General features: G+C 45.9%; 27 protein-coding genes. 12 read left to right on the plus strand and 15 right to left on the minus strand.

Annotated features, from left to right (window positions below):
* The first annotated feature begins 26 nt into the window (after positions 1-26).
* Positions 27-872, plus strand: coding sequence for a twin-arginine translocase subunit TatC (tatC, locus tag QUA74_RS16215; protein ID WP_333330806.1), 846 nt, complete (start codon positions 27-29; stop codon positions 870-872).
* A 117-nt stretch (positions 873-989) separates the two neighbouring features.
* On the opposite strand, the gene QUA74_RS16220 is transcribed toward tatC, so the two are convergent.
* From QUA74_RS16220 to QUA74_RS16230, 3 genes are all read right to left on the minus strand, one after another.
* Positions 990-1,298, minus strand: coding sequence for a carbon dioxide-concentrating mechanism protein CcmK (locus QUA74_RS16220; RefSeq protein ID WP_333158710.1), 309 nt, complete (start codon positions 1,296-1,298; stop codon positions 990-992).
* A gap of 84 nt (positions 1,299-1,382) precedes the next feature.
* Positions 1,383-1,619, minus strand: coding sequence for a hypothetical protein (locus QUA74_RS16225; RefSeq protein WP_333330809.1), 237 nt, complete (start codon positions 1,617-1,619; stop codon positions 1,383-1,385).
* Positions 1,620-1,677: 58 nt separating this feature from the next.
* Complete coding sequence (locus QUA74_RS16230; RefSeq protein ID WP_333330812.1) at positions 1,678-1,995, minus strand: DUF3067 family protein; 318 nt, start codon at positions 1,993-1,995, stop codon at positions 1,678-1,680.
* Positions 1,996-2,209: 214 nt separating this feature from the next.
* Here QUA74_RS16230 and petC point away from each other — a divergent pair, with 214 nt between their 5' ends.
* From petC to QUA74_RS16260, 6 genes are all read left to right on the plus strand, one after another.
* The gene (gene petC / locus QUA74_RS16235; RefSeq protein WP_333330815.1) at positions 2,210-2,752 is read left to right on the plus strand and encodes a cytochrome b6-f complex iron-sulfur subunit; all 543 of its coding nucleotides are present in this window, start codon (positions 2,210-2,212) and stop codon (positions 2,750-2,752) included.
* A 179-nt stretch (positions 2,753-2,931) separates the two neighbouring features.
* Positions 2,932-3,921, plus strand: coding sequence for a cytochrome f (gene petA / locus QUA74_RS16240; protein ID WP_333330818.1), 990 nt, complete (start codon positions 2,932-2,934; stop codon positions 3,919-3,921).
* A 105-nt stretch (positions 3,922-4,026) separates the two neighbouring features.
* Positions 4,027-4,878: an alpha/beta fold hydrolase gene (locus QUA74_RS16245; RefSeq protein ID WP_333330820.1), complete on the plus strand. Its 852-nt coding sequence runs from the start codon at positions 4,027-4,029 to the stop codon at positions 4,876-4,878.
* Positions 4,879-4,991: 113 nt separating this feature from the next.
* Positions 4,992-5,435 (plus strand): photosystem II protein PsbQ, encoded by a 444-nt coding sequence (gene psbQ, locus QUA74_RS16250; protein ID WP_333330823.1) that lies wholly within the window; start codon positions 4,992-4,994, stop codon positions 5,433-5,435.
* A 135-nt stretch (positions 5,436-5,570) separates the two neighbouring features.
* The gene (locus QUA74_RS16255) at positions 5,571-6,623 is read left to right on the plus strand and encodes an FAD-dependent oxidoreductase (RefSeq protein WP_333330827.1); all 1,053 of its coding nucleotides are present in this window, start codon (positions 5,571-5,573) and stop codon (positions 6,621-6,623) included.
* Positions 6,624-6,674: 51 nt separating this feature from the next.
* Positions 6,675-7,157, plus strand: coding sequence for a hypothetical protein (locus tag QUA74_RS16260; RefSeq protein ID WP_333330830.1), 483 nt, complete (start codon positions 6,675-6,677; stop codon positions 7,155-7,157).
* Positions 7,158-7,192: 35 nt separating this feature from the next.
* On the opposite strand, the gene QUA74_RS16265 is transcribed toward QUA74_RS16260, so the two are convergent.
* From QUA74_RS16265 to QUA74_RS16285, 5 genes are all read right to left on the minus strand, one after another.
* Positions 7,193-8,416 carry an ISL3 family transposase gene (locus tag QUA74_RS16265; protein ID WP_333330832.1) on the minus strand — a complete coding sequence of 408 codons (1,224 nt, stop codon included), beginning with the start codon at positions 8,414-8,416 and terminating at the stop codon, positions 7,193-7,195.
* A gap of 166 nt (positions 8,417-8,582) precedes the next feature.
* Positions 8,583-8,930: a hypothetical protein gene (locus tag QUA74_RS16270; RefSeq protein ID WP_333330835.1), complete on the minus strand. Its 348-nt coding sequence runs from the start codon at positions 8,928-8,930 to the stop codon at positions 8,583-8,585.
* A complete protein-coding gene (locus tag QUA74_RS16275; RefSeq protein WP_333330838.1) occupies positions 8,918-9,502 on the minus strand; it encodes a hypothetical protein in 585 nt (194 codons plus the stop codon). The genes QUA74_RS16270 and QUA74_RS16275 overlap by 13 nt, the downstream gene beginning before the upstream one ends.
* A 124-nt stretch (positions 9,503-9,626) precedes the next feature.
* Positions 9,627-10,043, minus strand: a complete 417-nt coding sequence (locus QUA74_RS16280; RefSeq protein WP_190661653.1) for an NUDIX hydrolase — start codon at positions 10,041-10,043, stop codon at positions 9,627-9,629.
* Positions 10,044-10,331: 288 nt separating this feature from the next.
* Positions 10,332-12,962 (minus strand): M1 family metallopeptidase, encoded by a 2,631-nt coding sequence (locus QUA74_RS16285; protein ID WP_333330841.1) that lies wholly within the window; start codon positions 12,960-12,962, stop codon positions 10,332-10,334.
* A gap of 224 nt (positions 12,963-13,186) precedes the next feature.
* On the opposite strand from QUA74_RS16285, the gene QUA74_RS16290 reads away from it, so the two are divergent.
* Positions 13,187-14,269 (plus strand): class I fructose-bisphosphate aldolase, encoded by a 1,083-nt coding sequence (locus QUA74_RS16290; RefSeq protein ID WP_333330844.1) that lies wholly within the window; start codon positions 13,187-13,189, stop codon positions 14,267-14,269.
* A 192-nt stretch (positions 14,270-14,461) separates the two neighbouring features.
* Positions 14,462-15,343, plus strand: a complete 882-nt coding sequence (gene cas6 / locus QUA74_RS16295) for a CRISPR-associated endoribonuclease Cas6 (protein WP_333330847.1) — start codon at positions 14,462-14,464, stop codon at positions 15,341-15,343.
* Here the strand turns inward: cas6 and QUA74_RS16300 are convergent, their stop codons facing one another.
* Positions 15,344-15,670 carry an antibiotic biosynthesis monooxygenase gene (locus tag QUA74_RS16300; protein ID WP_333330851.1) on the minus strand — a complete coding sequence of 109 codons (327 nt, stop codon included), beginning with the start codon at positions 15,668-15,670 and terminating at the stop codon, positions 15,344-15,346.
* Between the two features lie 428 nt (positions 15,671-16,098).
* Here QUA74_RS16300 and QUA74_RS16305 point away from each other — a divergent pair, with 428 nt between their 5' ends.
* The gene (locus QUA74_RS16305; protein ID WP_333330854.1) at positions 16,099-16,566 is read left to right on the plus strand and encodes a response regulator; all 468 of its coding nucleotides are present in this window, start codon (positions 16,099-16,101) and stop codon (positions 16,564-16,566) included.
* Between the two features lie 250 nt (positions 16,567-16,816).
* Positions 16,817-17,110 carry a DUF2103 domain-containing protein gene (locus QUA74_RS16310; RefSeq protein WP_190732612.1) on the plus strand — a complete coding sequence of 98 codons (294 nt, stop codon included), beginning with the start codon at positions 16,817-16,819 and terminating at the stop codon, positions 17,108-17,110.
* Here QUA74_RS16310 and QUA74_RS16315 read toward each other — a convergent pair.
* Together QUA74_RS16315 and QUA74_RS16320 are read right to left on the minus strand one after the other, a co-directional pair.
* Positions 17,099-17,725 carry a HEAT repeat domain-containing protein gene (locus QUA74_RS16315; protein ID WP_333330857.1) on the minus strand — a complete coding sequence of 209 codons (627 nt, stop codon included), beginning with the start codon at positions 17,723-17,725 and terminating at the stop codon, positions 17,099-17,101. The two genes, QUA74_RS16310 and QUA74_RS16315, sit on opposite strands and share 12 nt — an antisense overlap.
* Before the next feature lie 70 nt (positions 17,726-17,795).
* Positions 17,796-18,518 (minus strand): LuxR C-terminal-related transcriptional regulator, encoded by a 723-nt coding sequence (locus tag QUA74_RS16320; protein ID WP_333330859.1) that lies wholly within the window; start codon positions 18,516-18,518, stop codon positions 17,796-17,798.
* Between the two features lie 92 nt (positions 18,519-18,610).
* Between QUA74_RS16320 and QUA74_RS16325 the strand changes: the two genes are divergently transcribed.
* Positions 18,611-19,315: a DJ-1/PfpI family protein gene (locus QUA74_RS16325; protein ID WP_333330861.1), complete on the plus strand. Its 705-nt coding sequence runs from the start codon at positions 18,611-18,613 to the stop codon at positions 19,313-19,315.
* Positions 19,316-19,336: 21 nt separating this feature from the next.
* Here the strand turns inward: QUA74_RS16325 and QUA74_RS16330 are convergent, their stop codons facing one another.
* The 4 genes from QUA74_RS16330 to QUA74_RS16345 form a co-directional block, all read right to left on the minus strand.
* Positions 19,337-20,170, minus strand: coding sequence for a HEAT repeat domain-containing protein (locus QUA74_RS16330; protein ID WP_333330864.1), 834 nt, complete (start codon positions 20,168-20,170; stop codon positions 19,337-19,339).
* 242 nt (positions 20,171-20,412) lie between these two features.
* A complete protein-coding gene (locus tag QUA74_RS16335; protein WP_333044054.1) occupies positions 20,413-20,709 on the minus strand; it encodes a phycobilisome linker polypeptide in 297 nt (98 codons plus the stop codon).
* A 115-nt stretch (positions 20,710-20,824) separates the two neighbouring features.
* Positions 20,825-21,694 (minus strand): phycobilisome linker polypeptide, encoded by an 870-nt coding sequence (locus QUA74_RS16340; protein WP_333330868.1) that lies wholly within the window; start codon positions 21,692-21,694, stop codon positions 20,825-20,827.
* Between the two features lie 217 nt (positions 21,695-21,911).
* On the minus strand, positions 21,912-22,727 hold the full coding sequence (locus QUA74_RS16345) for a phycobilisome linker polypeptide (protein WP_333330871.1): 816 nt from the start codon (positions 22,725-22,727) through the stop codon (positions 21,912-21,914).
* Between the last annotated feature and the right edge of the window lie 75 nt (positions 22,728-22,802).

Genomic DNA, 22,802 nt, shown 5'->3' on the forward strand with positions numbered 1-22,802 from the left:
TACCCCTTACCAATTACCCATTCCCTATGACTGCTCCCTCAAACTTGGAGACATCCGAACAAGGTTCCGACAACAACCTCGAAACAATTAGCCCGGAAAATAGCATTGCACCAATCGCAGGCGGTGCGATGGGTTCTCGCAACTTAGAAAACGAATTTCTCGACGAACTTCCCGACGAAGTTGAAATGTCTTTATTCGACCATTTAGAAGAATTGCGACAGCGACTTTTCTACTCGCTAATTGCAGTAGCAATCGCAGTAACCGGTTGCTTTTTCACAGTTAAACCCATCGTGCAACTGCTAGAAGTACCGGCCGGGCCCGTCAAGTTTCTGCAACTAGCTCCGGGCGAGTATTTCTTTGTTTCTATCGAAGTAGCGGGATACAGTGGCTTGCTCATCGCCAGTCCGTTTATTTTTTACCAGATAGCGCTGTTTGTTCTCCCCGGCTTGACTCGCAAAGAACGCAGGTTGCTGGGGCCGGTGTTTTTCGGTTCCAGTTTCCTATTTTTGGGCGGTTTAGTATTTGCTTACATCGCTCTGATTCCGGCGGCGCTTAACTTCTTTGTTACCTATGGAGCGGATGTTGTAGAGCAGTTGTGGTCGATCGACAAATACTTTAAATTTGTGCTGCTGTTAATGTTCAGCACGGGCTTAGCTTTTCAAATCCCGATTGTCCAAGTATTGCTCGGCGTTTTGGGCATAGTTTCTTCCAACCAAATGCTCTCCGGCTGGCGGTATGTAGTCTTGGGAGCGGCAGTTTTGGGAGCGGTGTTAACGCCTTCTACTGACCCTTTAACGCAAAGTCTTTTGGGAGGTGCGGTGCTGAGCTTGTATTTTGGTGGGGTTGGTTTGGTGAAGCTTTTAGGGCGCTAAAAACTCCACAGAAAGAGCGATCAACTCGCAGCCCAAAAAATATAGAGACGCGATCGCCCGCGCCTCTATAATTACTAAAAGTTAAAATTCCACACCAAAGTTTTGTCAAAACTTTGACTACATTCGGAACTGTTCTACTTCGGGAGTAAAGCCGATCGGCAAAACGTAATCCAGATTCTCGTGGGGACGAGCAATTATGTGATACGATAGCAACTTTCCGCCATCGACCTTTTTAACTGATTCAATTCCAGCAGCCACTGCTGCTTGCACTTCAGAAACATCTCCTCGCACTATAATTGTCCAGTAGGCGCGGGTTATTTTCTCATAGCGAACTAAAGTAACACTGGCTGCTTTCACCATTGAGTCCGCAACTTCTACTGCAGCGGGAAATCCTAAGACTTCAACCATTCCCAGTGCAACACCCATTACAACATTCTCCTAAATTTCACAAGATATCTGACACTCATTGTATGTGAAATTGTTGACAGAAATTGGTTCTGATGATTTTGGTCAGCGTCGCAAGTCCGATCGCCCAAAATTTAAAAAGCCCCACAAGCTGTTGCAGCATTTAAATCCCACAGCAGGGCCCGCGCCGGAAATCCCGCCACACAAGAGCTGGTTTAGCACATCACGATCGCTATAGTTTCCCAAAGCGAGGGGGGAGGCTCGCACTCCGGTATCATTCGGATGTAGCGCTTTGGTTTCCCTCGGCGCAGCCAAGGGGGGAGGCTCGCACTCCGGTATCATTCGGATGTAACTGGATTTGATATGACGGAGGACTGATGAGTGAGGACTAATGACTGATTCAAAACTCGTCTAGCAACCACTCCGAGGCTCTTTCACCCAAATCTAAGGCGACGCTGACAGCTTTACCCAAGCGGGGGCGATCGCGAGTAGTTATGATGTATTCTCTCACCTGTTCTGTGCTCCCCCAGCCGTTGAGGTAATTGGCCACCGCATCCAAATGCTCGAAATAATCAGCCTCCGTCATCGGAAAAGATGCCTGTTCTAGATATTTCCACATAACTTGCACAAAAATCTTGCCCCGCGTCCGCCGCAATCTGATATCGTAAGACTTTCCCCATTTTTCTAGCAGTAGCTGGTGTAAATCCTGGCCCGTCATGGTTGCTCCTGAGTTAATCCATTAAACAATAAAAGACAAAGTTCAAAAAATGTAATAATACTCTAATAAAGGCTGGAAGGCGCATTCTTAAAAGGAATTTTCGCGGCCTAAAATTTGTGCGAGCAGATTAACGGCAATTATCCTCCTTCCTCTGCACGTACAGGTTCGCTAACAGCTAACAAACAAACGTAACTTAAAACCGTAAAGGCAGGTCATGGCTCAATCTTCTGCTGGAAATCCCGATGTCCCCGATATGGGGCGTCGCCAATTTATGAATTTGCTGACGTTCGGTACAGTCACAGGTGTGGCACTGGGCGCACTCTATCCCGTTGTCCAGTATTTTGTTCCTCCATCGAGTGGGGCAGTTGGTGGCGGGGTGACAGCTAAAGATGCTTTGGGTAACGACATCATCGTTAGCGAATATTTGGCTTCGCACCCTGCGGGCGATCGCAGCTTAGCCCAAGGTCTCAAAGGCGACCCCACCTATGTTGTGGTGAAAGAAGACTTATCTATCGCCGACTACGGCATCAATGCAGTCTGCACTCACTTGGGTTGCGTCGTGCCTTGGAATGTTAGCGAAAACAAGTTTATCTGTCCTTGCCACGGTTCTCAATACAACAATGAGGGCAAAGTGGTGCGCGGCCCCGCGCCTTTGTCTCTGGCCCTGGCCCACGCCACTGTCGCAGATGACAAGATCGCTTTTACAACTTGGAAAGAAACTGATTTCCGCACCGGCGAAGCACCTTGGTGGTCTTAAACTATTTTGGATTTTAGATTTGAGATTTTAGATAGGGGGTGAATGGTGAAAACCACAGATAAGTGCATCCCTAAAGCAGTCTAATAATCCAAAATCCAAAATCCAAAATCCAAAATCCAAAATCCAAAATCCAAAATCCAAAATCCAAAATTGTCTGACCTTTGAGATTGAATACTCTAATGCCACAAACTAATTTATCTGCGATATTTCGCCGCAGTGCCAGGACGATCGCGAAAACAGCCTTAATTGCGATCGTAGCCGCAGGATTTTTCCTCACCAGCGACATCGCACTTCCCCAAGCAGCATTTGCTTACCCTTTCTGGGCTCAGCAAACAGCACCCGCTACTCCCCGCGAAGCAACAGGTCGCATTGTTTGCGCTAACTGTCACCTCGGTGCAAAACCGACTCAAGTTGAAGTGCCGCAATCTGTTTTACCTGACACAGTGTTTGAAGCTATTGTCAAGATTCCCTACGATACTAGCGTGCAACAAGTTGTCGGCGACGGCAGCAAAGGTGGCTTGAATGTCGGCGCAGTTGTGATGTTGCCCGAAGGTTTCAAGATTGCTCCCGCTGACAGAATTCCCGAAGAAATGAAGGAAAAAGTCGGCGATCTTTACTTCCAACCTTACAGCGAAACCCAAGAAAATATTGTTTTAGTGGGCCCAGTACCGGGAGAACAGTACAAAGAATTGGTATTCCCAGTTTTGTCGCCGAATCCGGAAACTGACAAGTCGGTTCACTACGGCAAATACCAAATTTATGTTGGTGGCAACCGCGGTCGCGGTCAGGTTTATCCTACTGGCGAAAAGAGCAATAATACTGTTTACAATGCTTCGGTAGCTGGCACCATTTCTAAGATTGCTCAACAGGAAGATGGCGGTTATCAAGTGACAATTCAACCTGCAGAAGGTGCAGCCGTTGTTGATACGATTCCCGCAGGCCCAGAACTGATTGTTACCGAAGGACAAACAGTTGCAGCAGGCGAACTTTTGACGAACAATCCTAATGTGGGCGGCTTCGGTCAAAAAGACGTAGAGATTGTGCTGCAAAGTGCCGATCGAGTTAAAGGATTGATGGCTTTCGTAGCTTTGACCATGCTGGCTCAAATTATGCTGGTTCTCAAGAAGAAACAGGTCGAAAAAGTTCAAGCTGCTGAAATGAATTTCTAAACGCGGCTGTAATTAGTTGGGTAAGGTGATCTGTGCACACCCAACTATTAGGTAAGTAGGGCGGGTATTCCCCGCCTTATTCTTTGATAAATAACCAGTAAAATAATGTTAATTGATGAGAAAATAGTTGAAGTAGGCCCGCTGCAATGGTTTTATCGGGAAACAAATCCGGTTAACGAAACTGGTAAACCCCCCGTACTGCTGCTGCACGGTTTGCCGTCCCAGAGTTTTACCTGGACTGTAATGATGCCGGATTTGGCGGCCCAGGGATTTAGATCGATCGCCCCCGATTGGGTGGGTTACGGGCGATCGACAAAACCAGACAAGCGCGACTTTGCCTACACTCCCGATGCTTTTATTGACGCCCTCGCTGGCTTTATTCAAGCTATAGAATTAGACCGATTTTACCTCGTTGTCCAAGGATTTTTAGCTTCAGCCGGCATTCAATACGCTTTACGCAATCCCGATAAAATTGAGCGTCTAGCTGTCATAAATACACCAGTGTCAGCAGATATCAAGTTGCCTTGGAAAATGCAGCAGTTGGGGCTGCCTTTTATTGGCGACATGATGACGCAAGACCCACTTTTGGTTGACAGAACTCTCGAAGGTGGCAGCCGCCAGACAATATCAGACAAGGATTTAGATGTTTACCGTCGGCCGTTTTTGAAGAGTTCGGATGCAGGTCGATCGCTGATGAATACAGTCCGCAATATTCAGTTGCCGCAGTCAATGGCCGAAATTGAATCCGGCTTGAAAGGATGGACTCGACCAACTTTATTTGTCTGGGGTTTGACAGATCCTTGGCTGAGTGTTGAACCTGTTCAAAAGCTAGTCGGTTCCCTGCAAAATGCAGAGTTAGTCACACTGGAACAAGCGGGGCATTATCCTCAAGAACATTGGTCAGAAAAAGTTGGCAATGCTGTGATCACTTTTCTGCGCCGCCAGGAGGTAAAATAATATTTTGTACATAACTCTCGGTGCTAGGTCAGTGAACCAGCTCCTCACCGAGCTGCATTCCCAGCCTCTGCCTGAGAACGAGAAATCTAAAATCTAAAATCTAAAACATTGATATGACTCGTCCCCGTTCAATTTTTGCCTTGATGATGGCGTTTTTGATGGCATTTCTGGTTAGTTGCAGCAGTGTCGAAGCAAAAGTTCCAACGACTTACACAGCAGCACAGACCCAGCAAATTCAGCGCTATGTTCCTACCCTGACAGAGTTCCGATCGCGCATGGACAACCTGGGAACCCTAATTCAAAAACGGAATTGGGTTGATACCAGAACTTACATTCACGGGCCTCTAGGCGACTTGCGGAACACGATGAAAACCGTCTCTGCGAGTTTGTTGCCTAGTTCTCAACAACAAGCTGTTGATTTAACTAAGAGTTTGTTTACCGAGTTGGTTAACATTGATCTTGCTGCTAAAGAGCTTGACTATGCAAAAGTCACGACCAGCTATCAAAAAGCTGTCAATGATTTCGATACCTTTTTACAGCTAATTCCTAAAGCTTAATAGCTTGAGGGCTTGGCATAGGGTACACACGGCTCACCGAGAAGATAATGTGCTCCGTGTGTACCCTACGAAAAACTACCAGAAACTTCTATAAAATCTAAAATCTAAAATCTAAAATCTAAAATCTAAAATTGAATGATTCGCGTTGCAATTATTGGTTGCGGTATTGTTGGGGGTTCGATCGCCTTTGAACTAAGTCAATTTCCCGAACTGAAAGTTACTGTGTTCGACAAACAGCCGCCGGCTCAAGGTTCGACTGGCGCTGCACTCGGTGTTTTGATGGGAGTTATCAGCCACAAAACTAAGGGTAGAAATTGGCAGTTGAGGGAAACCAGCCTTCAGCGCTACGAAACTTTGATTCCCAAATTGGAAGCAGTTACGGGGCGAAAAATTCCTTTTAACAAACAAGGAATTTTAATGCTTTGTTCGGAGGGAGAGGATTTAAGTAAGTGGGAAAAGTTGATAGCCACTCGCCGTTCTCAAGGTTGGCAATTGGAACTTTGGGATGTGGAACGAGTGCGCGAAGTCTGCCCTCATCTCTATTTAAATGATCAGATTATTGCTGCAATTTATTCGCCTCAAGACCGGCAAGTCGATCCGACGGCGCTAACTTTGGCTTTGGTTGATGCTGCTGAACGAAATGGGGTGATTTTTGAGTTTGGGGTGGAAGTTAAAGGAGCGGCGATTGCTGCTAGTTTGGAGTTCGACCGACTAATTGTGGCGGCTGGTTTGGGTTCTGCTGCTGTGACTGCATCGTTAAATCAGTTGGTTGATATTCGCCCGGTGTTGGGACAAGCGCTGCATTTGCGATCGCCCAATCCTGTAGGAAACCCAGATTTTAGGCCAGTAATTACTTGCGATGACGTTCACATTGTGCCTTTGGGAAATCAGGAATTTTGGGTGGGGGCGACGTTGGAGTTTTCAGAAAATGGCGGGGAAATTCAGGCGAAGGCTGATATGTTGGAGCAAGTGATGGCGAGGGCGAGTTTGCTTTGTCCGGCCTTAGCAGAAGCTGAAATAATCAAGGAATGGTCAGGATTGCGCCCGCGACCGGAAGGGCGGCCGGCCCCAATTATCGAGACGCTTCCCGGTAACGATCGCGTTCTCATCGCCAGTGGCCACTATCGCAACGGTGTTCTGCTGGCCCCTGCAACAGCGCGATCGATTCGAGAAATGATTTTGCAATAATTAACAAATGTTAATACAATCAAGATAGCCATTCATATCTTACATCTCAATATGTCCGACAAACCTTTAGGTAAACCGCGCTCTTTGTGGCGAGTAATTTTGCTGTCAGCAGTCAGTTTACTGCTATATTACGGATGGTACAAATGGATTATTCAAGAAGAATTGCGTCGCTATAACGGCAGCGGTTGGTCGGGAACTCTTTGCTTGCTTCCTTTTGTTTTAGGAGTAGCCGTCCCCCAAGCTTTGCGGATATTCGACCCTGACGTGCCCGGATGGTTTGGTTGGTTTTCCTTGCTCGGTATTGCCTGGATTTACATCGTGCAGTTCAAACTTTACAACGCAGTGAACGAATTGTACCGCCAAGAAGGAATCAAAGAACCGCTAACAGTTTGGTGGCTTTTTGTACCCGGTTTAAATTTAGTTGTCGGCTTGCGGCAAATTCACTTTTTGAGCCAGTTTTGGGCGAGAAAACAGGGAATTGAAGTTAAGGATAACTTAGCCGAAAGCATTCCTTTCCTCTCAGCTAACGCTTAAATAAATGGCTCTCCGGTACTTGCTATGCTAAAAAGTTAGTAGAACGACCCAAAAGCTAGCAAGCTTCGGAGTTTAAAATTTTCAAAATTAGCAAACCCATAAGCGGCTCTTTTAATAAGTTTTAGCTTATTGTTAATTCCTTCAACAATTCCATTAGTGGTTCGATTATCAAAATAATTCACAATTTCTCCAAACCATCTCATAATCGTCTGACTAGCTTTAGGAAAATACGCCACAGATTTTTCTAACCAATCCAGTAACTTTATTAACCCTTCGGCATTTTTTGCAGTTTCAAATATTTCCCTTAATTCTTCTTTAAGTACCTGCATGGTGGCTAGCTTTGGGAACATTTTTTTGACTTCTTTTAGCTTATGCTTTTGAGGTTCATTTAAATCTTTTTCATTTTTCAACAAGGCATACTTACTTTCTTTGATGGCTGCTAAATGGCGGGGGTTTTGGGTCTTCTTGTTTAAAGCTTCAGCTTCTCTTTTTTCACTTTTTCTTTGCTCGTCTAATTCTTCATTGACCTGTTTCATTACATGAAATCTGTCCGCCACTACGTCAGCATTTGGCATCAATTGTTGAACCAAAATTTTATAGGGTTTCCATAAATCTATGCTGACTTCTTCTATTTGATTTAGAATCTCAGAACCCCAACTCTGTAAGACTTTACGCAAATCTTCTATCCGTCTAGATTCGACAATAGCCAAGAGCTGTCTAGTCTCTATATCTACTAATACAGCACAATAGTTTCCCTGGCCTTTTACCAAGGCAATTTCATCCATGCCAAGTCTTCTAAGTTGTGAAGGTTTTTCTATTAATAACTCTTGGGCTACATCTTTTAACATTGTTTGAACTTCTTCTTCGCTCAACCCATTTCTTCGGGCTACACTCCGAATATTGCTGTCTAAAACTTCTTCAATAATTCGGCTAGCGAGCCTTTTCGTATAATGTCTATTTCTTCCGACATAATCTAAAGATTCACTAAAAGGTTTTTGACATTTTTCGCATTTGAATTGACGGCAGTTTACTCGCAAATAAACAAATCGAGCTGCTGTGGGTAAATCTTTAACTAAATGCCAATGATTTTGATGGAGTCTGTCACTTTTTAGGCCACATCTAGGACAAGAAGCTTGCTGTTGCTCTCCTTCTATATGTATAATTACTCCGATTTCTTTATGAAACTGATAATCCTTAATTAATACCCCAGGCAAGTCCAATAATTTGGCGAGGAGATTAAACTGAGCGTTGGAAGGCATAATTGACTTTTGATACCAAAATTTTTGCTTTCTACTTTATTTTATCGGCAACAAAGCTAAAAGTCAAGCTGGGATTAGCTTTCATCCAATATATGTACAACAAAAATTAAAAAACTTAGAAATTTACTAACTTTTTAGCATAACAAGTACCGGAGAGCCAAATAAATTAAGCTCCAATCGCTTGGCGCTGCGAGTAAATTTCTTCTATAAGCAGGTCACGCAGTTCATCCGCTATGTCGGTGGGAGGGTTGCCTGCGAGGGCGCGTCCAATCAGCCGTTCTGCTTCTCGGAGTTGGGCACACTCAAGGGCAAGTACGGCGGCGCTCCGATGCAGTATAGAACGAGTAGGCTCAAAATCCCATTCGTTTGCTACTAAATCTGCTGCGGCCCGTTCTTTCGCAAAGGCGGCTCTGGTGAGTGCAGTCACTTGGTTGATATCACCGCACTGACGGGCGAGAACTGCTCGATCGACCAGTTCCATTGCTTCATGGTGAAGGGCTTCTACGGTCTGCATTTTTTGACGATCCGTGCTTTGGGAGTACCGAACTCAATTACAGATACATAGCCAGGAGCTACGTCATCTGAAGGGCGGATTTGTTCTAATTTTATGTTAACTCTGGCTTGAATAATGCTGTCAGAACCTTTACGAATCCCGGAGACTTCTAAGCGGGCTTTACGCTGAAATAGGGTGCCTGGATCTTCGAGCGAACCAAGCCAAAAGTCAAAACCTAACCCTTTACCTTTGACAGAGCGTTCGATGATGGTGAGTCCAGTTAGATGAGGCATGATCAACGCCGCGATACCGTAGGCTCCATATTCAGTGGCAACTTCCCGATCGGCATTGAAGCGACGGATGGTATCATCGATCGCATCCCATTGAATTTGGATTTCACAGGGTTGAATCCCCTCGATGGTCAGCGTCACAGGGATAGAGTGTTCTCCATCGTCGAGGCAAACGGCGGCTGCATCTGCACAGATGGCTCCGAAGGTGAGTGACCAGCCTGGACGTTCTGGCTTGTTGTCGCGCAGGTCATTGAGCGAGAGAATTTTAATCGGGTTAAGGTGGGTCATCAGAGGAGATGGCATGGCGATCGCATCTCCCGAATCTTACTGCATATAGTCTTCAGTCATTTTGTTCTTTTAGCGGGTTCACCCGAATTTATGGTTGAAAACCAAAGTATTGGTAAACCCGCCCTTACCGAGCGACTCTTCACCAGAACCGATTCGGCAAATCCGCCAAAATGAGTTTGAGTTCCGGTTCATTAACCCGCTTAATTGCTTTAGGAATACTTACCCACTGCCGCTTTCTCTTGCCAGCTTCCGGCCAAATTTCTAGAACTGCTTGCACTTGCATTAAAAATACTTCTACCTGACAAGTATAGCCGGACTTTTGATACTCGTAAGTTCCCAGCAAATCCGGGAATACTTTACCCAACAAACCTGCTTCTTCCCAAGCTTCCTTGGCGGCGGAATCTTGGGGAGTCATGTCAGGTTCAATTAATCCTTTGGGAATCACCCAGCGCTTGCTAGCCGAAGAAGTAATCAGCATTACTTCAATTTCTCCGTCTTGAATGCGATAGGGAATTACCCCCGATTGATCGACCAGTAAAGCGATTTTTATACTCATGATTTCTGCAATATTTGTGGCTACAAAAGCTGCTGTAACCTCATGAACGGTTTACAACTAAAAAATAAAAACACCATCCTGATTCTCGACACTTCCCAAGTTGAGACAGCAATAAAGTGGAGAATAAACATATTTGGCTTTTCCTGTCTGTCGAAAATAGGAAATTCCCATGCACTCCCACTCAACAATAATATTATTATAATAACCGCGCACAATCCTCTACCGACAAGCAGATAAAAGCCGATCGCCAATATCTGCCTTTATCTGCGCCGGTATGGGGTTTTACACCTAATCTTTCTTCGCCTTAGCCTCCAAATTTTCCATCCGACTCCTCAAATCTTGATTATCCTTTTTCACCTGGTCTAATTCCTCCCGCAACTGCTTGACCGCTGCATCAGAACCAGCATTTTTCTGCACTCTTTGCACAGCTTCATCAGCCATGCGGCGGACGCGGCCATCGGGAGTTTGGTCAGCTAAAGAACGCAAAATGCGAATTGCTTTGCGAGTTTGCATTTGTCCTAATCCCGCTACTACAGAGACTTGAGTCAAGAAAAACGTCTCTTTAGATAATTCTGCCAATCGCTGCAAAATCCGTTCTAAATTGACCTTCGTTTGACCAGTCGAAATTGTGCCCAACGATCGAATTGCAGCTAAGCGCAAAGCTTGCGGAGTACCGACGGCTGTGTATTTCAAAATTAAATTCAGCGCATCTTCAGAAGTTTTCATTTGCGCCAAACCGGAGATCGCACCCGATCTCACTACCTCATTCCAGCCCTGACGCTCTTTCAGCACCAATTTTAACTCTTTCAGTACCTGTTCGTCGCTCGGTTTTTCGTCGGGGTTAGCCCCTGCAATGGAGCCCATAGCTGTCGCTGCTGCTGCTTCTACATAATAGCTGTCGTCGCCTTTTTCGACGATCGATCTCAGCGCTTTATAAGTTTCGTGAGTTTGGATTTTACCCAGCGCATTCACCACAGCGCGACGAACACGAGCATCTTTATCTTTTAAACCACTTACTAAACCTTCAAAAACTTGGTCGAGTTTAATTTCAACTAACTGACCGGCAACTTCGGCCCGTACTGCCCAGAACGGCTCTTTCTTGAGAACTTCTGACAGCGTTTTCACAGCTTCCAGTCCTCCCTTTTTCGCCAAAGCTTGGGCAGCGTAAATCCGGGAAACCGGGTCTGGATCTAATTGCAACTGAGCTTTTAGTTCTGCAACTCCATACTCTAACGCAACAGTTTTTAAGTATTTATTGCCGACATCAAAACTGATAAATGCAGGCTTCTCTTCGAGAGGAAAATAGAAGCTTTGCTCGCGTTCGTACACTCGCACTGTGAAAGTTTTTAGGTTCGGGGTTGAACGTGCAGAACTTTCATCGTCTGCCTCTTTTTCCGGCTTGTAACCGAAGCCGATCGGAATTTTCAGATCGAATACATCTTTGCTGTTGCCGTTGTCATTTTTGCTATCTTTTACCTGAGTTTGTGTTACAGTAACTTTTGCTAATTTGTTATCTCCGTCCCAAGAATAAGCAACCTTATAATCGGGATGGCCGCCGCGATAAACGTACTGGTCAAACAAAAACATGAGATTGCGACCGGTAGCCTTTTCTATCGCCCTGAGCAAATCGATGGTTTCTACAGTTTTGTGAGCGTTATCCCGCACAAAAGTGTGAATTGCTTTGTAAAATAATTCGTCGCCCAACTCGGCGCGAATCATGTGATAGACGCAAGCACCTTTTTCGTACAAGTGGCGATCGTACAATTCAATGGCTTCGCGGTAAACGTGAGTAACAATGGGGCGACGGTAGCGGGAACTATCTTCAGCTAAATAATTGCGGGCTTCATTTAACATATAGTAAGCCGCGTCTTCTTTGCCGTATTCTTTGTCAGTCCACAGCACTTCTGAATAAGAAGCCATGCCTTCTTTTAGCCAAGCATGAGACCAATGTTTAATTACTACTAAATCCCCGAACCACTGGTGAGCCAATTCGTGGGCAACTAAGCTTTCAGTGCCTCGATTGTCGAGGGTGGCGCGTTCGTCTAACAAGCACCTATCTGTCAGCAAAGTTGTCGAAGTATTTTCCATACCGCCGAAGATGAAATCATCGACGCAGACTTGAGCGTATTTGGGAAAAGGGTAAGGATAGCCAAATGCTTCAGAGAAGAATTGAATCATTTGAGGCGTTTTGCCCATGCTGCGCTTAGCGTCTGCTTCGCGGCTTCTTTCCACGTAATAATTAACTGGTTTGCCGTTCCATTCGTCTTTGATTTCGGCAAAATCTCCGACTGCTAAGGTCATTAAGTACGTCGGGTGTACCTGGGTTTGGGACCAGTGATAAATTTTATCGTCGCCTTCGTTTTTTGTACTAATTAATTCGCCGTTGGAAATAGCAAATAGTTGTCTCGGAACTTGCACTCTAATTTCCGAAGTTGCCAACTGTCCGGGATAGTCGAAACAGGGAAACCAGAAGCGGGAATCTTCGTCTTCGCCTTGAGTCCAAACTTGTGTTGGTTTGTCTGGATAGTGTTTGTCCGGGCCGACGAAATAGAGGCCGCGCTGGGGTTTTTCGACCGAGTATTCGATCGCAATTGTAATTGGTTGGTAAGCTTCGGTTGGTTCGTGTAGTTGAATTTGCAGCACTTCGCCATCGCTGTCGAAATTTTGCTCAATTTCGCCGACTTTTACTGATTTAATATTCAGGTTGACAGCATCTAAGGTTAATTTGTCAATACCGCTGCGGACTGGATTGATGCGGATGCTACAAGTGCCACGAAAGCTTTGTTTGGGAATATTCAGCACTAAGTCGAGGAAAATGTGCTCTACTTGACCGGGGCGATCGGGGTTGTAATGCGGCCTGGCACCGGGCATCTCGAAGGATTTGTTACCGTTTTCAGAATCAAAGTAAGTGTGTGACATTGTGATGGCAAAGTTGTGAGTCGATCGGCGATCGCTGGCAGCGCCGATCCGGCTGAACTGCCAGCTTATTATAGAGTAGCGCGTCCTAGCTGCTGTTGTCGCTAACTTCTTAAAAACTGGGTCGAGCGTTGACGGGATGGAAAAAATGATTTTTTCGCTACAATATCAGCAAGGTTAATGTCTGCAATCATCAGCCTGCAATTGAAATTGAGAGGGAAATCTGTATGACAGCTACACTATCAGTTCCCAGTTCGATCGAATCTTGGCTTGGCGACGAAGCCAAAGACTTGCTCACCCATCAAGCAAAAGTTTCTAAAGATTTGTTGCACCTGCCGGGGCCGGATTGGGTCGATCGCATTTTTGCTCAAACCGATCGATCTCCCCAAGTTTTGCGATCGCTTCAGCAACTCTATTCTAGCGGACGCTTGGCGAATACTGGCTATTTATCCATCCTGCCAGTAGACCAAGGAATCGAACACTCAGCGGCCGCTTCTTTTGCACCAAATCCCATCTATTTTGACAGCGAAAACATCATCAAACTAGCAATCTCTGCTGGCTGCAATGCTGTCGCGACAACCCTGGGAGTTTTGGGAAGCGTATCTCGCAAATACGCGCATAAAATCCCTTTTATTGTCAAGCTCAATCACAACGAGTTGCTAACTTATCCCAATCAATTCGACCAAATAATGTTTGCTTCAGTGGAGCAAGCTTGGAATTTGGGAGCGGTTGCAGTCGGAGCAACAATTTATTTTGGTTCTCCCGAATCGACGCGACAAATCCAAGAAGTCAGTCAGGCTTTTGCCCACGCTCACGAATACGGAATGGCGACAATTTTGTGGTGCTATCTCCGCAACGATATCTTTAAACAAGACAAAGATTATCACGTTGCAGCCGATTTAACCGGGCAAGCAAATCACTTGGGAGTGACAATTCAAGCTGACATTATTAAGCAGAAGTTGCCAGAGTGCAATAACGGTTACGAAGCTGTGGCTAAAGCTAGTGGCCACAGTTACGGCAAAACAGACAAGCGCGTTTATTCGGATTTGACAACGGATCACCCGATCGATCTAACTCGCTATCAAGTGCTCAACTGTTATGCGGGAAGGATGGGTTTAATCAACTCCGGCGGTGCTTCCGGGAAAAGCGATTTTGCAGAAGCAATTCGCACGGCGGTAATCAACAAGCGCGCTGGCGGCTGCGGCTTAATTTCCGGCCGCAAAACTTTTCAACGTCCCTTTGAAGAAGGTGTAAAATTGTTCCACGCCATCCAAGACGTTTATTTGTCGCCCGAAATCTCGATCGCCTAAAAATTTACCGCAGAGAGATTTGCCTCAATATCACAACCTAAACGTAGGTGTAGACGACCCACAAATGGTCGTAAACGTAGGGTGCACACTGTGCACCTTACGTAATTAAAATTCCTTAATCTAAGTTGCAACTTAGCTATACTATTAATAGTAGCTGAAAATATATAGAGACACAGTATATATAATTTTAAAATGCCCCACAGCCTTGTTTTAAACCTGCGACCAGTTGCACCAATTCCATCCCAGTTTTTAACGGGACGGCACCTCCACGCCTTATTTTTGAACCTTGTGAGTGCTGTAGACAGCGATTTGAGCGCGTACCTGCACGACCAATCTCATGAAAAAGCTTTCACTTTAAGCCCTTTTCAAGTAAGCAGAAAAGAGGCTTACAAAAGCAGCACGCCCCAGCCACAAAAGAGAGTTTTGCCTCCGGCTTCCCGCACAATTTCGCAGGCTGTACAGTGGGAACACAAGCAAGCAATTCAGGAAAATACGCCGATTTGGTGGCGAATTTCTCTGCTGGATGACGGTTTGTTCGATCGCCTAACTCAACTTTGGCAGCAACTTAATTTCGAGATCCCTTGTCATCTCGGCCCGACAAATATATACATTACTAATATTTTGAGCGAACCGCAATCAGACCAGCCTTGGGTAAACTTTTGTACTTACGGCGAATTGTTTGAGAGAGCTTCGGAAACTGAGCGCCAAATTGCTTTTACTTTTTACACTCCTACTAATTTTCGGCAAGGTGTATATGATAGTGCTATGCCCACTCGTGAAAGTATTTTCGGCAGTTTAGCGAATCGCTGGAACAAGTACAGCAGCCTTGCGATCGAATCTACTTTCACAGAAGCTATTTTCCCGAGTTTCTTCGAGATCCGAACCGAAGTTAGTACGGATTCTCGCAGTAAATTTATTGGCTGCGTCGGCGATATTAGTTACCGAATTATGGGAGATATAGCTCCTGCTACTATCAAGCAAATTAACACTTTAGCAGATTTTGCGCTTTACAGCGGAGTCGGGCGAAAGACGCCGATGGGTATGGGAATGACGCGCCGATTGCAGGTTTTTTAATTATTCAGTTGTCGGCTGAATTTCACTGACAATTTCATACACATCAGTGTCTGGTATTTTCGCAAACAAAGGCGTCATCTGCTTCAATATTTCCTGATAAGCTTCGTTTTGATTGGCTGCCATATCTTCTACGCTTTCCCAAAAAATGATGGCAATACCTTTGTCTGTATTGGGCAATTGCAGCAGGTATGCTCCCTTAAAACCTGTGGCATAAGTTGCAACGGCTTTTTCAAAAAGCTGTTCTGCAGCTTCAAATTTTCCTGGTTTAAATTCGCCAATGGCAACGTAGGCAAACTGATGTCTGAGAAAGTCGAGAAATTCTGACATATCTTTTTCCTCACTTAATAGCGCTACACCAAGTTATATTTTACCCGATCGCCCGAAATTTGTGAACTTCACAGCTTGGAGTTTCGCGCTTAGCTCATCGGCGGATTTATTAATTACACGTAACTGCGATCGCCACTCAAATACAAACTTTTTGAGTCAGGCGGCTGGAATCTCTCTTAAATAAACTGTTGAATCCCGGATTTTAGACGTTCACAATCCTAGGTACGCCGGAGCGACTTCTACCGCTACTACAGAAGGTAAAGCTGCTGATAACTCAAGTCTTGTGTGTAACTTCGAGCATACACAAAGCCGTAAAAAGTTGCCATTCAAAAGCGGTTTTTTGCAATAACCCTATTGAATTATTTAAAAATAACCTGTAACAATAATAACAGAGCAATAAAAATAAAGTAAAGAGCTACCTCAAACAAATGAAAAAAATATTAGTAATTGAAGACGATCACTTAATCAGAGAAACGGTATTAGAACTTCTGGAATCGCGCGGTTTTGAAGCTGTCGGTGCCGAAAATGGAAAAGTTGGTATCGAGTTAGCTGCCCAAATTCCCGATTTAATTTTGTCTGATGTCATGATGCCCGAACTCGACGGTTTTGAAGTATTCGCAGCCGTGCGATCGCACCCTGCAACCGCCAGCATTCCGTTTATTTTTATGACAGCCTCCGAAATGGAAAAAGCCCTGGAACTTAAAGCAGACGGCTATCTCAAGAAACCTTGCAGTGTCGCAGCAATGATCGGGGCGATCGCAACTCAACTAGAAAAATCGATAGTTACCAACCCACAACATCAAAAAGTACAGGACAATTCTGCGCCATCAAATCTTAGCTTGCGCGCCAGGAATCAAAAATGTCGGTTTGAGATTGCCTCGGTTTGCTGGCAATGACCTTCATCATCCAGGATACAAGCCCCCGGATTCATCCGTCCAGAAATAAAAAACTTGTATCCGATGAAACTTGCCCCCCGAATTTATCCGTGGGGTCAATGCTTCAATTCTTTAATCTAAAATCTAAAATCGCGCAATCGATTGACACGCACAGTACAGTAACGTTATTGATACATAAGTTGAGGGAATTTCAAATTGGTTCCATCCAGGGGTGGCTTAGACTGGGTATGTTGAATTTGGTTAAATATTTATGAACGCACAACCCAAAGGCCGCCTAGTTTGGAATCACTCTACCCACCTTCCCGGTTTGATACCAATTTTAGAGCGCCTCACCCTAAAAATCGGCATTCAAACTGTCACTCCGGGCGTCATCAACAAAGTTAAAGGACACATCCCCCGCATGACATTAAGAGTGTCAGTACCCATCCGCGGGGGATTTAAAATCATCGCCAGACAGGGCAAAACCGTACAAGAAGTCTTTATATTAACCACTCTCAGTCAAGGGGACTTGGAAGAGACGATCGCCCAAACCCTAGCCAAGTAACAATTTTTCCTTAGCAAGCAAAGCCCGGGCCCTAACCGAAGTAGTTTCATCGGTTTGGGTGATTTCCTCAAGTCTGGCCGAAACTTCGGCTAACCAATCAGGTTTAACAGTCGCAGCACCCGCCAAAGCTTGCAAACCCCCCGCTGCTGCGTAGCGAACCACCCATTCTGGATCACGGGACGCTTGCAGTAGCGTTTTCACAGCGCGAAGTTGAGCATCGGCAATTTGTTGTGCCGGCATCAGTTCCCAGCAAATCGTCCCCAAACCCCTAGCGGCCGCCCGCCGCACGCTCAAAGCAAAGTCATTCGCTGCTGCATCAAGCAAAATCTCCAAACCCCTGGGATCGCCAATTCCCGCCAAAGCCCGAACAGCCCAAGCTCTCGCCCCGTAATTGTAGCCGTCAAGCTGTTCTAGAAGCGGCAGCACCGCAGGTTCTCCGAGTTGAATTAGCCCGTCCACGGCGGCAACAGCGGCGCCTGGGTTGTTGTAACCGAGCACTGTAATTAAGGTAGGAATTGCTTGTTTTGAGGAAGCTGCCGCCAGTGCTTTGACTGCGTTTAACAAGCCCTCGGAAGAATCTGCTTGTTCGACAGCCTGAATTAGTTCTAATGCCATTTACTTATAGTATTTACAACAGGTTTACAAACAATTTGAGATTTTAGATTGCTAATTTTAACAATATTTCCTATGAACCTAAAATCCCTTGAAGTTGCGCTATCATCTCGGTGCGAGAACAAACATTCAGTTTGCGGAACATCCGTTTAAGAGCTTGCTTGACAGAATTCTGCGTAATCCACAGCGCTGCACCAATCTCAGCATTCGTTAGTCCTTGTGCTACCAGTTCCGCAATTTGTACCTCTCGCGGTGTCAAACGACTCGCTAACGGCGAAATGAATCTTGCCTCCGGCACCTGTAACTTTGCCAGACGGGCTGACAAGTGAAGACATAGCGCGCTCAAGCGAGCAACTTCCTCACCACCAAATGCAGGTGTATCACCAACGCGGGCTAAATTAACTGTACCAATAAGACGGCCGTCGCCTACAATTGGCCCAGTTATTATGTGTTCGTGATCGTAGTAGGCGCAACAGCGCTGATAAAGTTCGCAATGCTTCCAACCTCCCAGAGGTAGCACCATTTCTTCGTGAGCGGGAGCATGGCAGTCAAGCACGTAGCGCAACACCGGATCGACGGCTCGACCAACTTTTTCGTAGCGCTCTACAAAAGCACTAACATTGGGTATCCCGCGAACATCAATCTCGGCAATGCCGGAGTGTTCGCCAAAGAAATAGATTCCCCAGCGCTGTACTCCAAAATGCTCGCCAACTGCATCCATAAACCGCAGTCGAAGTTCGCGCTCGTCGCGAGCAGAGGCGATCGCGTCAAATAGGGCATAAAGAGAATTAGTCATTGATGGGTTCAAAGTGTACTCACTTGGGGACTATGCCATTTTGAGATTACTTCCTACCATAATCTCTAGCAAAGGTTCCAATAATTTGAAAAATGACAACTCAAGCAAAATATTACATTGGTCTGGTGATTTTTCCTGGCATGACTCAACTCGATATGACTGGCCCTTACCAAGTATTTTCCATGATGCCTGACACTCGTGTTCTGCTGTTGTGGAAGACTCTCGAACCAGTGACGAGTAGCGAGGGGATGACGATTTTACCTACCGCCACCTTCAATGACTGTCCGTCTTTAGATGTTTTGTGCGTTCCCGGTGGCGCGATCGGGCAGGTGGAAATGATGCAGGATGCGGAGGTACTGGAATTTCTGCGCCAACAGGGAAAAACAGCAAAATATATCACCTCGGTTTGTACGGGTTCTTTGATTTTAGCTGCTGCTGGACTCCTTCAAGGATACCGCGCTGCTTGCCATTGGGCATTTCGCGACCATTTAGCAATGCTGGGTGTTGAAGTTGGGACTCAAAGAGTGGTTGTCGATCGAAATCGCATCACAGGCGGTGGCGTAACTGCTGGTATCGATTTTGGATTGGTGGTTGTTGGCACACTCTGCGGCGAGGAAACTGCCAAAATGATTCAGTTACTTCTAGAGTATAATCCCGCACCACCTTTTAATGCTGGTTCTCCCGAAAGTGCTGGAGAGATTTTAGTTGAGCAAGTGAAGAAATTTGGCGAACAGCTAATAGAGGCATCCCTCGCAGCAACGAAGCAAACAGCGCTCGGATTGGGTATTAATCATTAAGTTAATAGTTACCTGCGCTATTTACAAAAGGCTATCCATTAAGTTCATAACTTGGATAGATTCATCTGATAAAGATAGTGATTCTTGTTGATTGAGGTGATGCTCCAAAACTCCTTTGAGCGCAATCAATTTCAGGCTATTTTCTGCTAAAGTTTCAGAAATAGCTTGTGCTCCCGGCAAATAGCCGATCGCCCCCAAGTCCATCAAAGCCGATCGCCTCAACTGCAAATTATCCCCATTCAAAGCTCTTACCAACCGCTCTCCGTAAATCCGCTCACCAGTTAACTGATACATCGCCCGCGCCGCAGCGTACTGCACTCGCTCCACAGAATGTTCTAAAAAAGGTGAAATTAGCGGTATTGCTTCTGTCGCTTTCAGCGTTCCCAAAGCTTCAATTACCGAGTCGTAAGGTTGCACGAGGTGCGATTTTCCGGGCACTCGCACAGCCACAGCTACGCCCCCATCCAATAGCTTCATTAGCGGCTCAATAGAATCGCGATCACCCAGCATTTCTAGAGCTTGAGCCGCCGCTTCTCGCACGTAATAATCCGCGCATTCCAAACAGCGAATCAGCGCTGGTAAGGCTTGTTTGTCGCCCAATTTACCTAGAGCCCGCGCCGCATTTCGTAATAGGGAATAGTCGCCGATTTTTGTTTGTTCTGACTCTTCTTCCAATGCGGCAATTAAAGCTGCAATAGCTGCCGGTTCCTTGACTCGAAATCTACCAATCCACCAAGCAGCATAATATCGGAGACTGTCATCTTGGGAGTGCAAATTTGCGATCGCCTGTTCAACTGTTAAAGACTCGCCCTCAGCTACACCCGCCGGCGGTGAGTCGGATTCGTAATAATCCATAGTTATTAGTTATTAGTTATTAGTTATTCGGCGATTGAAATCGCTGCTACACAGACAAAACCCCCCTGGGCGGGTTGGGGAAACTCGGCGATTAAAATCGCTACTAACTAAACAGACAAAACCCGCTTGCGCGGGTTGCATTAACTCTTAGTCCGCCTAGGCGGACTTCATTTGTGTAGGAGCGATTTCCATCGCCCCTTCTAGCTTGTGTAGGAGCGATTTTCATCGCCCCTTCAACCAAACTATTGGTGCTCACCCGATGATTCATGGGATGATTCATGGGATGACTCATGGGATGATTCTGCACCCGCGCTTAAAGGATGAATGCTGACAATTTTCCCGCCCATGCGAGTAATCCGCTGCATTTCTTGATTCATCCGATTGTAAGGCACGTTGATAAATGTACTCGCGCTCGATCGAATCGAATAATCCACATTATTTGTTTCATCGCTTTGGCGCAAGCCCACAACTTCATACCGAAAGCAGCGACCAGCCGAAGCTGTATTGCCACTTTTTCCACCTACAATTTGACCCAACATAAGCTTCTTGGTAATTGGTAATTCGGACTGTTGACTGTTGACTGTTGACTGTTGACTGTTGACTGTTGACTAAAAGCTACTAACTGCCAACTGCCAACTGCCAACTGCCAACTGACTAAATTGCAGTAATGCTGGCGATTTTGCCGCCCAGGCGTTGAAATTTCTGGATTTGCGACGACAAATCCTCAACAGGTACGATGAAAGCCTTGCTGCTGCGGCGCACGCTGGGATAGCCGCCCGTGCGAATGCCCGAAACTTCCACGCGCAACAGCCGCCCTTCTTTGCCGTAAGCTGCTGCGCCGCCGAAAGTGCTGCTGGGAGTTACGTTTCTGGCAGAAGGCCGATATGCCCAACCTTCGTTACCGCCGGAGGGACCGACTACAGGCGTAGCGGTGTTAGTGCCGAGTTCGACCGCTAAGCGAGAGTTATTGCCTTCTAGTTGAGATGTATCGCTGTTTGCATAGCCCCGATAGAGGCGAAACATCCGGGTAAAACCGACGGTTTTTTGACCGCGCTGGGTGTTAAAGCCGCGGTAGTAAGGCACGATACTTTCGCCGAAGTTTTCTTGATACTCTACTGAATCGATGTAAGAATCAATATCAGCGTCGTAGCCTTGTGTTTGATACAAATCTAAGTGCTCAACTACTTCAGATTCGTCGTAGGGAGCGCGACCGAGCAAGTGTTTGTAGTTTAGTTCGATCGTCCGAGTTTGGAAACTGTTGTAGAAAAACTTGGTTTTGTACAGTTCTGACTTAGCTACAGCGCGTACAAATTCTCGTACAGTCAAACTGCCATCTCGCAGCAAAGACTCGGAACTTGTAAGTCGCTCGGATTTCATTAAATAGTCGTTGCCCAGCACCTGACGGTAAACCGCACGAATCACAGTTTCAACGTCGTCTTTGCTGTAGTTCGGGCGCAATTCTACCTTCGGCGCATCGCTCAATGCGGAAGTTCCCAGTCTGGACGCTGCTGTCGTAATCGCCACCAGATTTTCTCCTAAATTAATGACAAAAGTTTAATGCTTTGTTGCACTTGAGATTTTTAGGACTAAGGCTAATATTTCTCAAACTAGGGTGCGCTGGGCGCGCCTGCTCAAAGTAGGGTGTGCACTGCACACCTTACCTATACACATAAAATTGAAGAATTTTTTAGCCTTAGTCCTAACTTGCTAAAGACGTTTCAAAAAAACGTCTTTACAAACTTTAAGCTGTGGTAATACTTACCACTTTGCCGCCACGTTTGTTGATTTGCTGCAAGCGGCTCGAAAGTTGCTCGTAAGGCACGAGATATTCGGTAGTAGTCCGCCGCACTTGAGGCGAAAACTTAGCCGAACCTTGCATTGCGGTGACTCGGTAGAGTTGGTCGCGAGAACCGCCGGAAGTCCCACCAAGGGCTTTTCCGGTGGAGGCCGTGTGTATCGGGGAAGCCATATTTCTCGCTACTTCCCAAGTCAGCCGGGCTTGGGTTTGGTTTTGCGATCGATCGCTAGAAGCAAAACCCCGGTACAATTGAAACATCCGGTTAAAACCGACCGTTTTTTGACCTCTTTGGGTCGCGAAACCGCGATAGAAAGGCACTATACTGTCGCCAAAATTTTCTTCATACTCAACTGAGTCAATGTAAGAATTGATTTCAGCTTCGTAGCCTTCTGCATTGTACAAATCAACGTGGAAAGCAATTTCCGACTCGTCGTAAGGAGCGCGGCCCAACAAATGCTTGTAATTAAGCTCAATTAACCGTGTTTGCGAGTTCGGATAAAAAAACTTTTTCCGATAAGTTTCGGAATGTGCAATTGACCGCACAAAATCTTTCACTGAAATCTGCCCTTGCAGCAGCAGAGATTCAGCACTGGTAAGTCGTTCGCTCGACATTAAATACTCGTTGCCGAAAACTTGGCTGTAAGCGGCACGAATTACTGCTTTCGCATCGTCTTGCGTCCAGTGGGGACGCAGTTCTACCCGTCCCGCTTCTTCAAATGCTTTTATTCCCAACCGTTCTGCTGCACCTAATCCCGCCATCTTCGCTTCTCCCTTTTTTGCTTTAAAAACTGATAACTGCTTAAAAAAAAGTATTTGCAAAACTAGGCTTTGATC

Origin of the sequence: Microcoleus sp. LAD1_D3, assembly GCF_036702135.1 — a bacterium.
Classification (GTDB): domain Bacteria; phylum Cyanobacteriota; class Cyanobacteriia; order Cyanobacteriales; family Microcoleaceae; genus Microcoleus.

Coding starts and splice junctions, on each gene's coding strand:
- tatC (WP_333330806.1), top strand. CDS start 27: ATGACTGCTCCCTCAAACTTGGAGACATCCGAACAAGGTTCCGACAAC.
- QUA74_RS16220 (WP_333158710.1), bottom strand. CDS start 1,298: ATGGGTGTTGCACTGGGAATGGTTGAAGTCTTAGGATTTCCCGCTGCA.
- QUA74_RS16225 (WP_333330809.1), bottom strand. CDS start 1,619: ATGATACCGGAGTGCGAGCCTCCCCCCTTGGCTGCGCCGAGGGAAACC.
- QUA74_RS16230 (WP_333330812.1), bottom strand. CDS start 1,995: ATGACGGGCCAGGATTTACACCAGCTACTGCTAGAAAAATGGGGAAAG.
- petC (WP_333330815.1), top strand. CDS start 2,210: ATGGCTCAATCTTCTGCTGGAAATCCCGATGTCCCCGATATGGGGCGT.
- petA (WP_333330818.1), top strand. CDS start 2,932: ATGCCACAAACTAATTTATCTGCGATATTTCGCCGCAGTGCCAGGACG.
- QUA74_RS16245 (WP_333330820.1), top strand. CDS start 4,027: ATGTTAATTGATGAGAAAATAGTTGAAGTAGGCCCGCTGCAATGGTTT.
- psbQ (WP_333330823.1), top strand. CDS start 4,992: ATGACTCGTCCCCGTTCAATTTTTGCCTTGATGATGGCGTTTTTGATG.
- QUA74_RS16255 (WP_333330827.1), top strand. CDS start 5,571: ATGATTCGCGTTGCAATTATTGGTTGCGGTATTGTTGGGGGTTCGATC.
- QUA74_RS16260 (WP_333330830.1), top strand. CDS start 6,675: ATGTCCGACAAACCTTTAGGTAAACCGCGCTCTTTGTGGCGAGTAATT.
- QUA74_RS16265 (WP_333330832.1), bottom strand. CDS start 8,416: ATGCCTTCCAACGCTCAGTTTAATCTCCTCGCCAAATTATTGGACTTG.
- QUA74_RS16270 (WP_333330835.1), bottom strand. CDS start 8,930: ATGCAGACCGTAGAAGCCCTTCACCATGAAGCAATGGAACTGGTCGAT.
- QUA74_RS16275 (WP_333330838.1), bottom strand. CDS start 9,502: ATGCCATCTCCTCTGATGACCCACCTTAACCCGATTAAAATTCTCTCG.
- QUA74_RS16280 (WP_190661653.1), bottom strand. CDS start 10,043: ATGAGTATAAAAATCGCTTTACTGGTCGATCAATCGGGGGTAATTCCC.
- QUA74_RS16285 (WP_333330841.1), bottom strand. CDS start 12,962: ATGTCACACACTTACTTTGATTCTGAAAACGGTAACAAATCCTTCGAG.
- QUA74_RS16290 (WP_333330844.1), top strand. CDS start 13,187: ATGACAGCTACACTATCAGTTCCCAGTTCGATCGAATCTTGGCTTGGC.
- cas6 (WP_333330847.1), top strand. CDS start 14,462: ATGCCCCACAGCCTTGTTTTAAACCTGCGACCAGTTGCACCAATTCCA.
- QUA74_RS16300 (WP_333330851.1), bottom strand. CDS start 15,670: ATGTCAGAATTTCTCGACTTTCTCAGACATCAGTTTGCCTACGTTGCC.
- QUA74_RS16305 (WP_333330854.1), top strand. CDS start 16,099: ATGAAAAAAATATTAGTAATTGAAGACGATCACTTAATCAGAGAAACG.
- QUA74_RS16310 (WP_190732612.1), top strand. CDS start 16,817: ATGAACGCACAACCCAAAGGCCGCCTAGTTTGGAATCACTCTACCCAC.
- QUA74_RS16315 (WP_333330857.1), bottom strand. CDS start 17,725: ATGGCATTAGAACTAATTCAGGCTGTCGAACAAGCAGATTCTTCCGAG.
- QUA74_RS16320 (WP_333330859.1), bottom strand. CDS start 18,518: ATGACTAATTCTCTTTATGCCCTATTTGACGCGATCGCCTCTGCTCGC.
- QUA74_RS16325 (WP_333330861.1), top strand. CDS start 18,611: ATGACAACTCAAGCAAAATATTACATTGGTCTGGTGATTTTTCCTGGC.
- QUA74_RS16330 (WP_333330864.1), bottom strand. CDS start 20,170: ATGGATTATTACGAATCCGACTCACCGCCGGCGGGTGTAGCTGAGGGC.
- QUA74_RS16335 (WP_333044054.1), bottom strand. CDS start 20,709: ATGTTGGGTCAAATTGTAGGTGGAAAAAGTGGCAATACAGCTTCGGCT.
- QUA74_RS16345 (WP_333330871.1), bottom strand. CDS start 22,727: ATGGCGGGATTAGGTGCAGCAGAACGGTTGGGAATAAAAGCATTTGAA.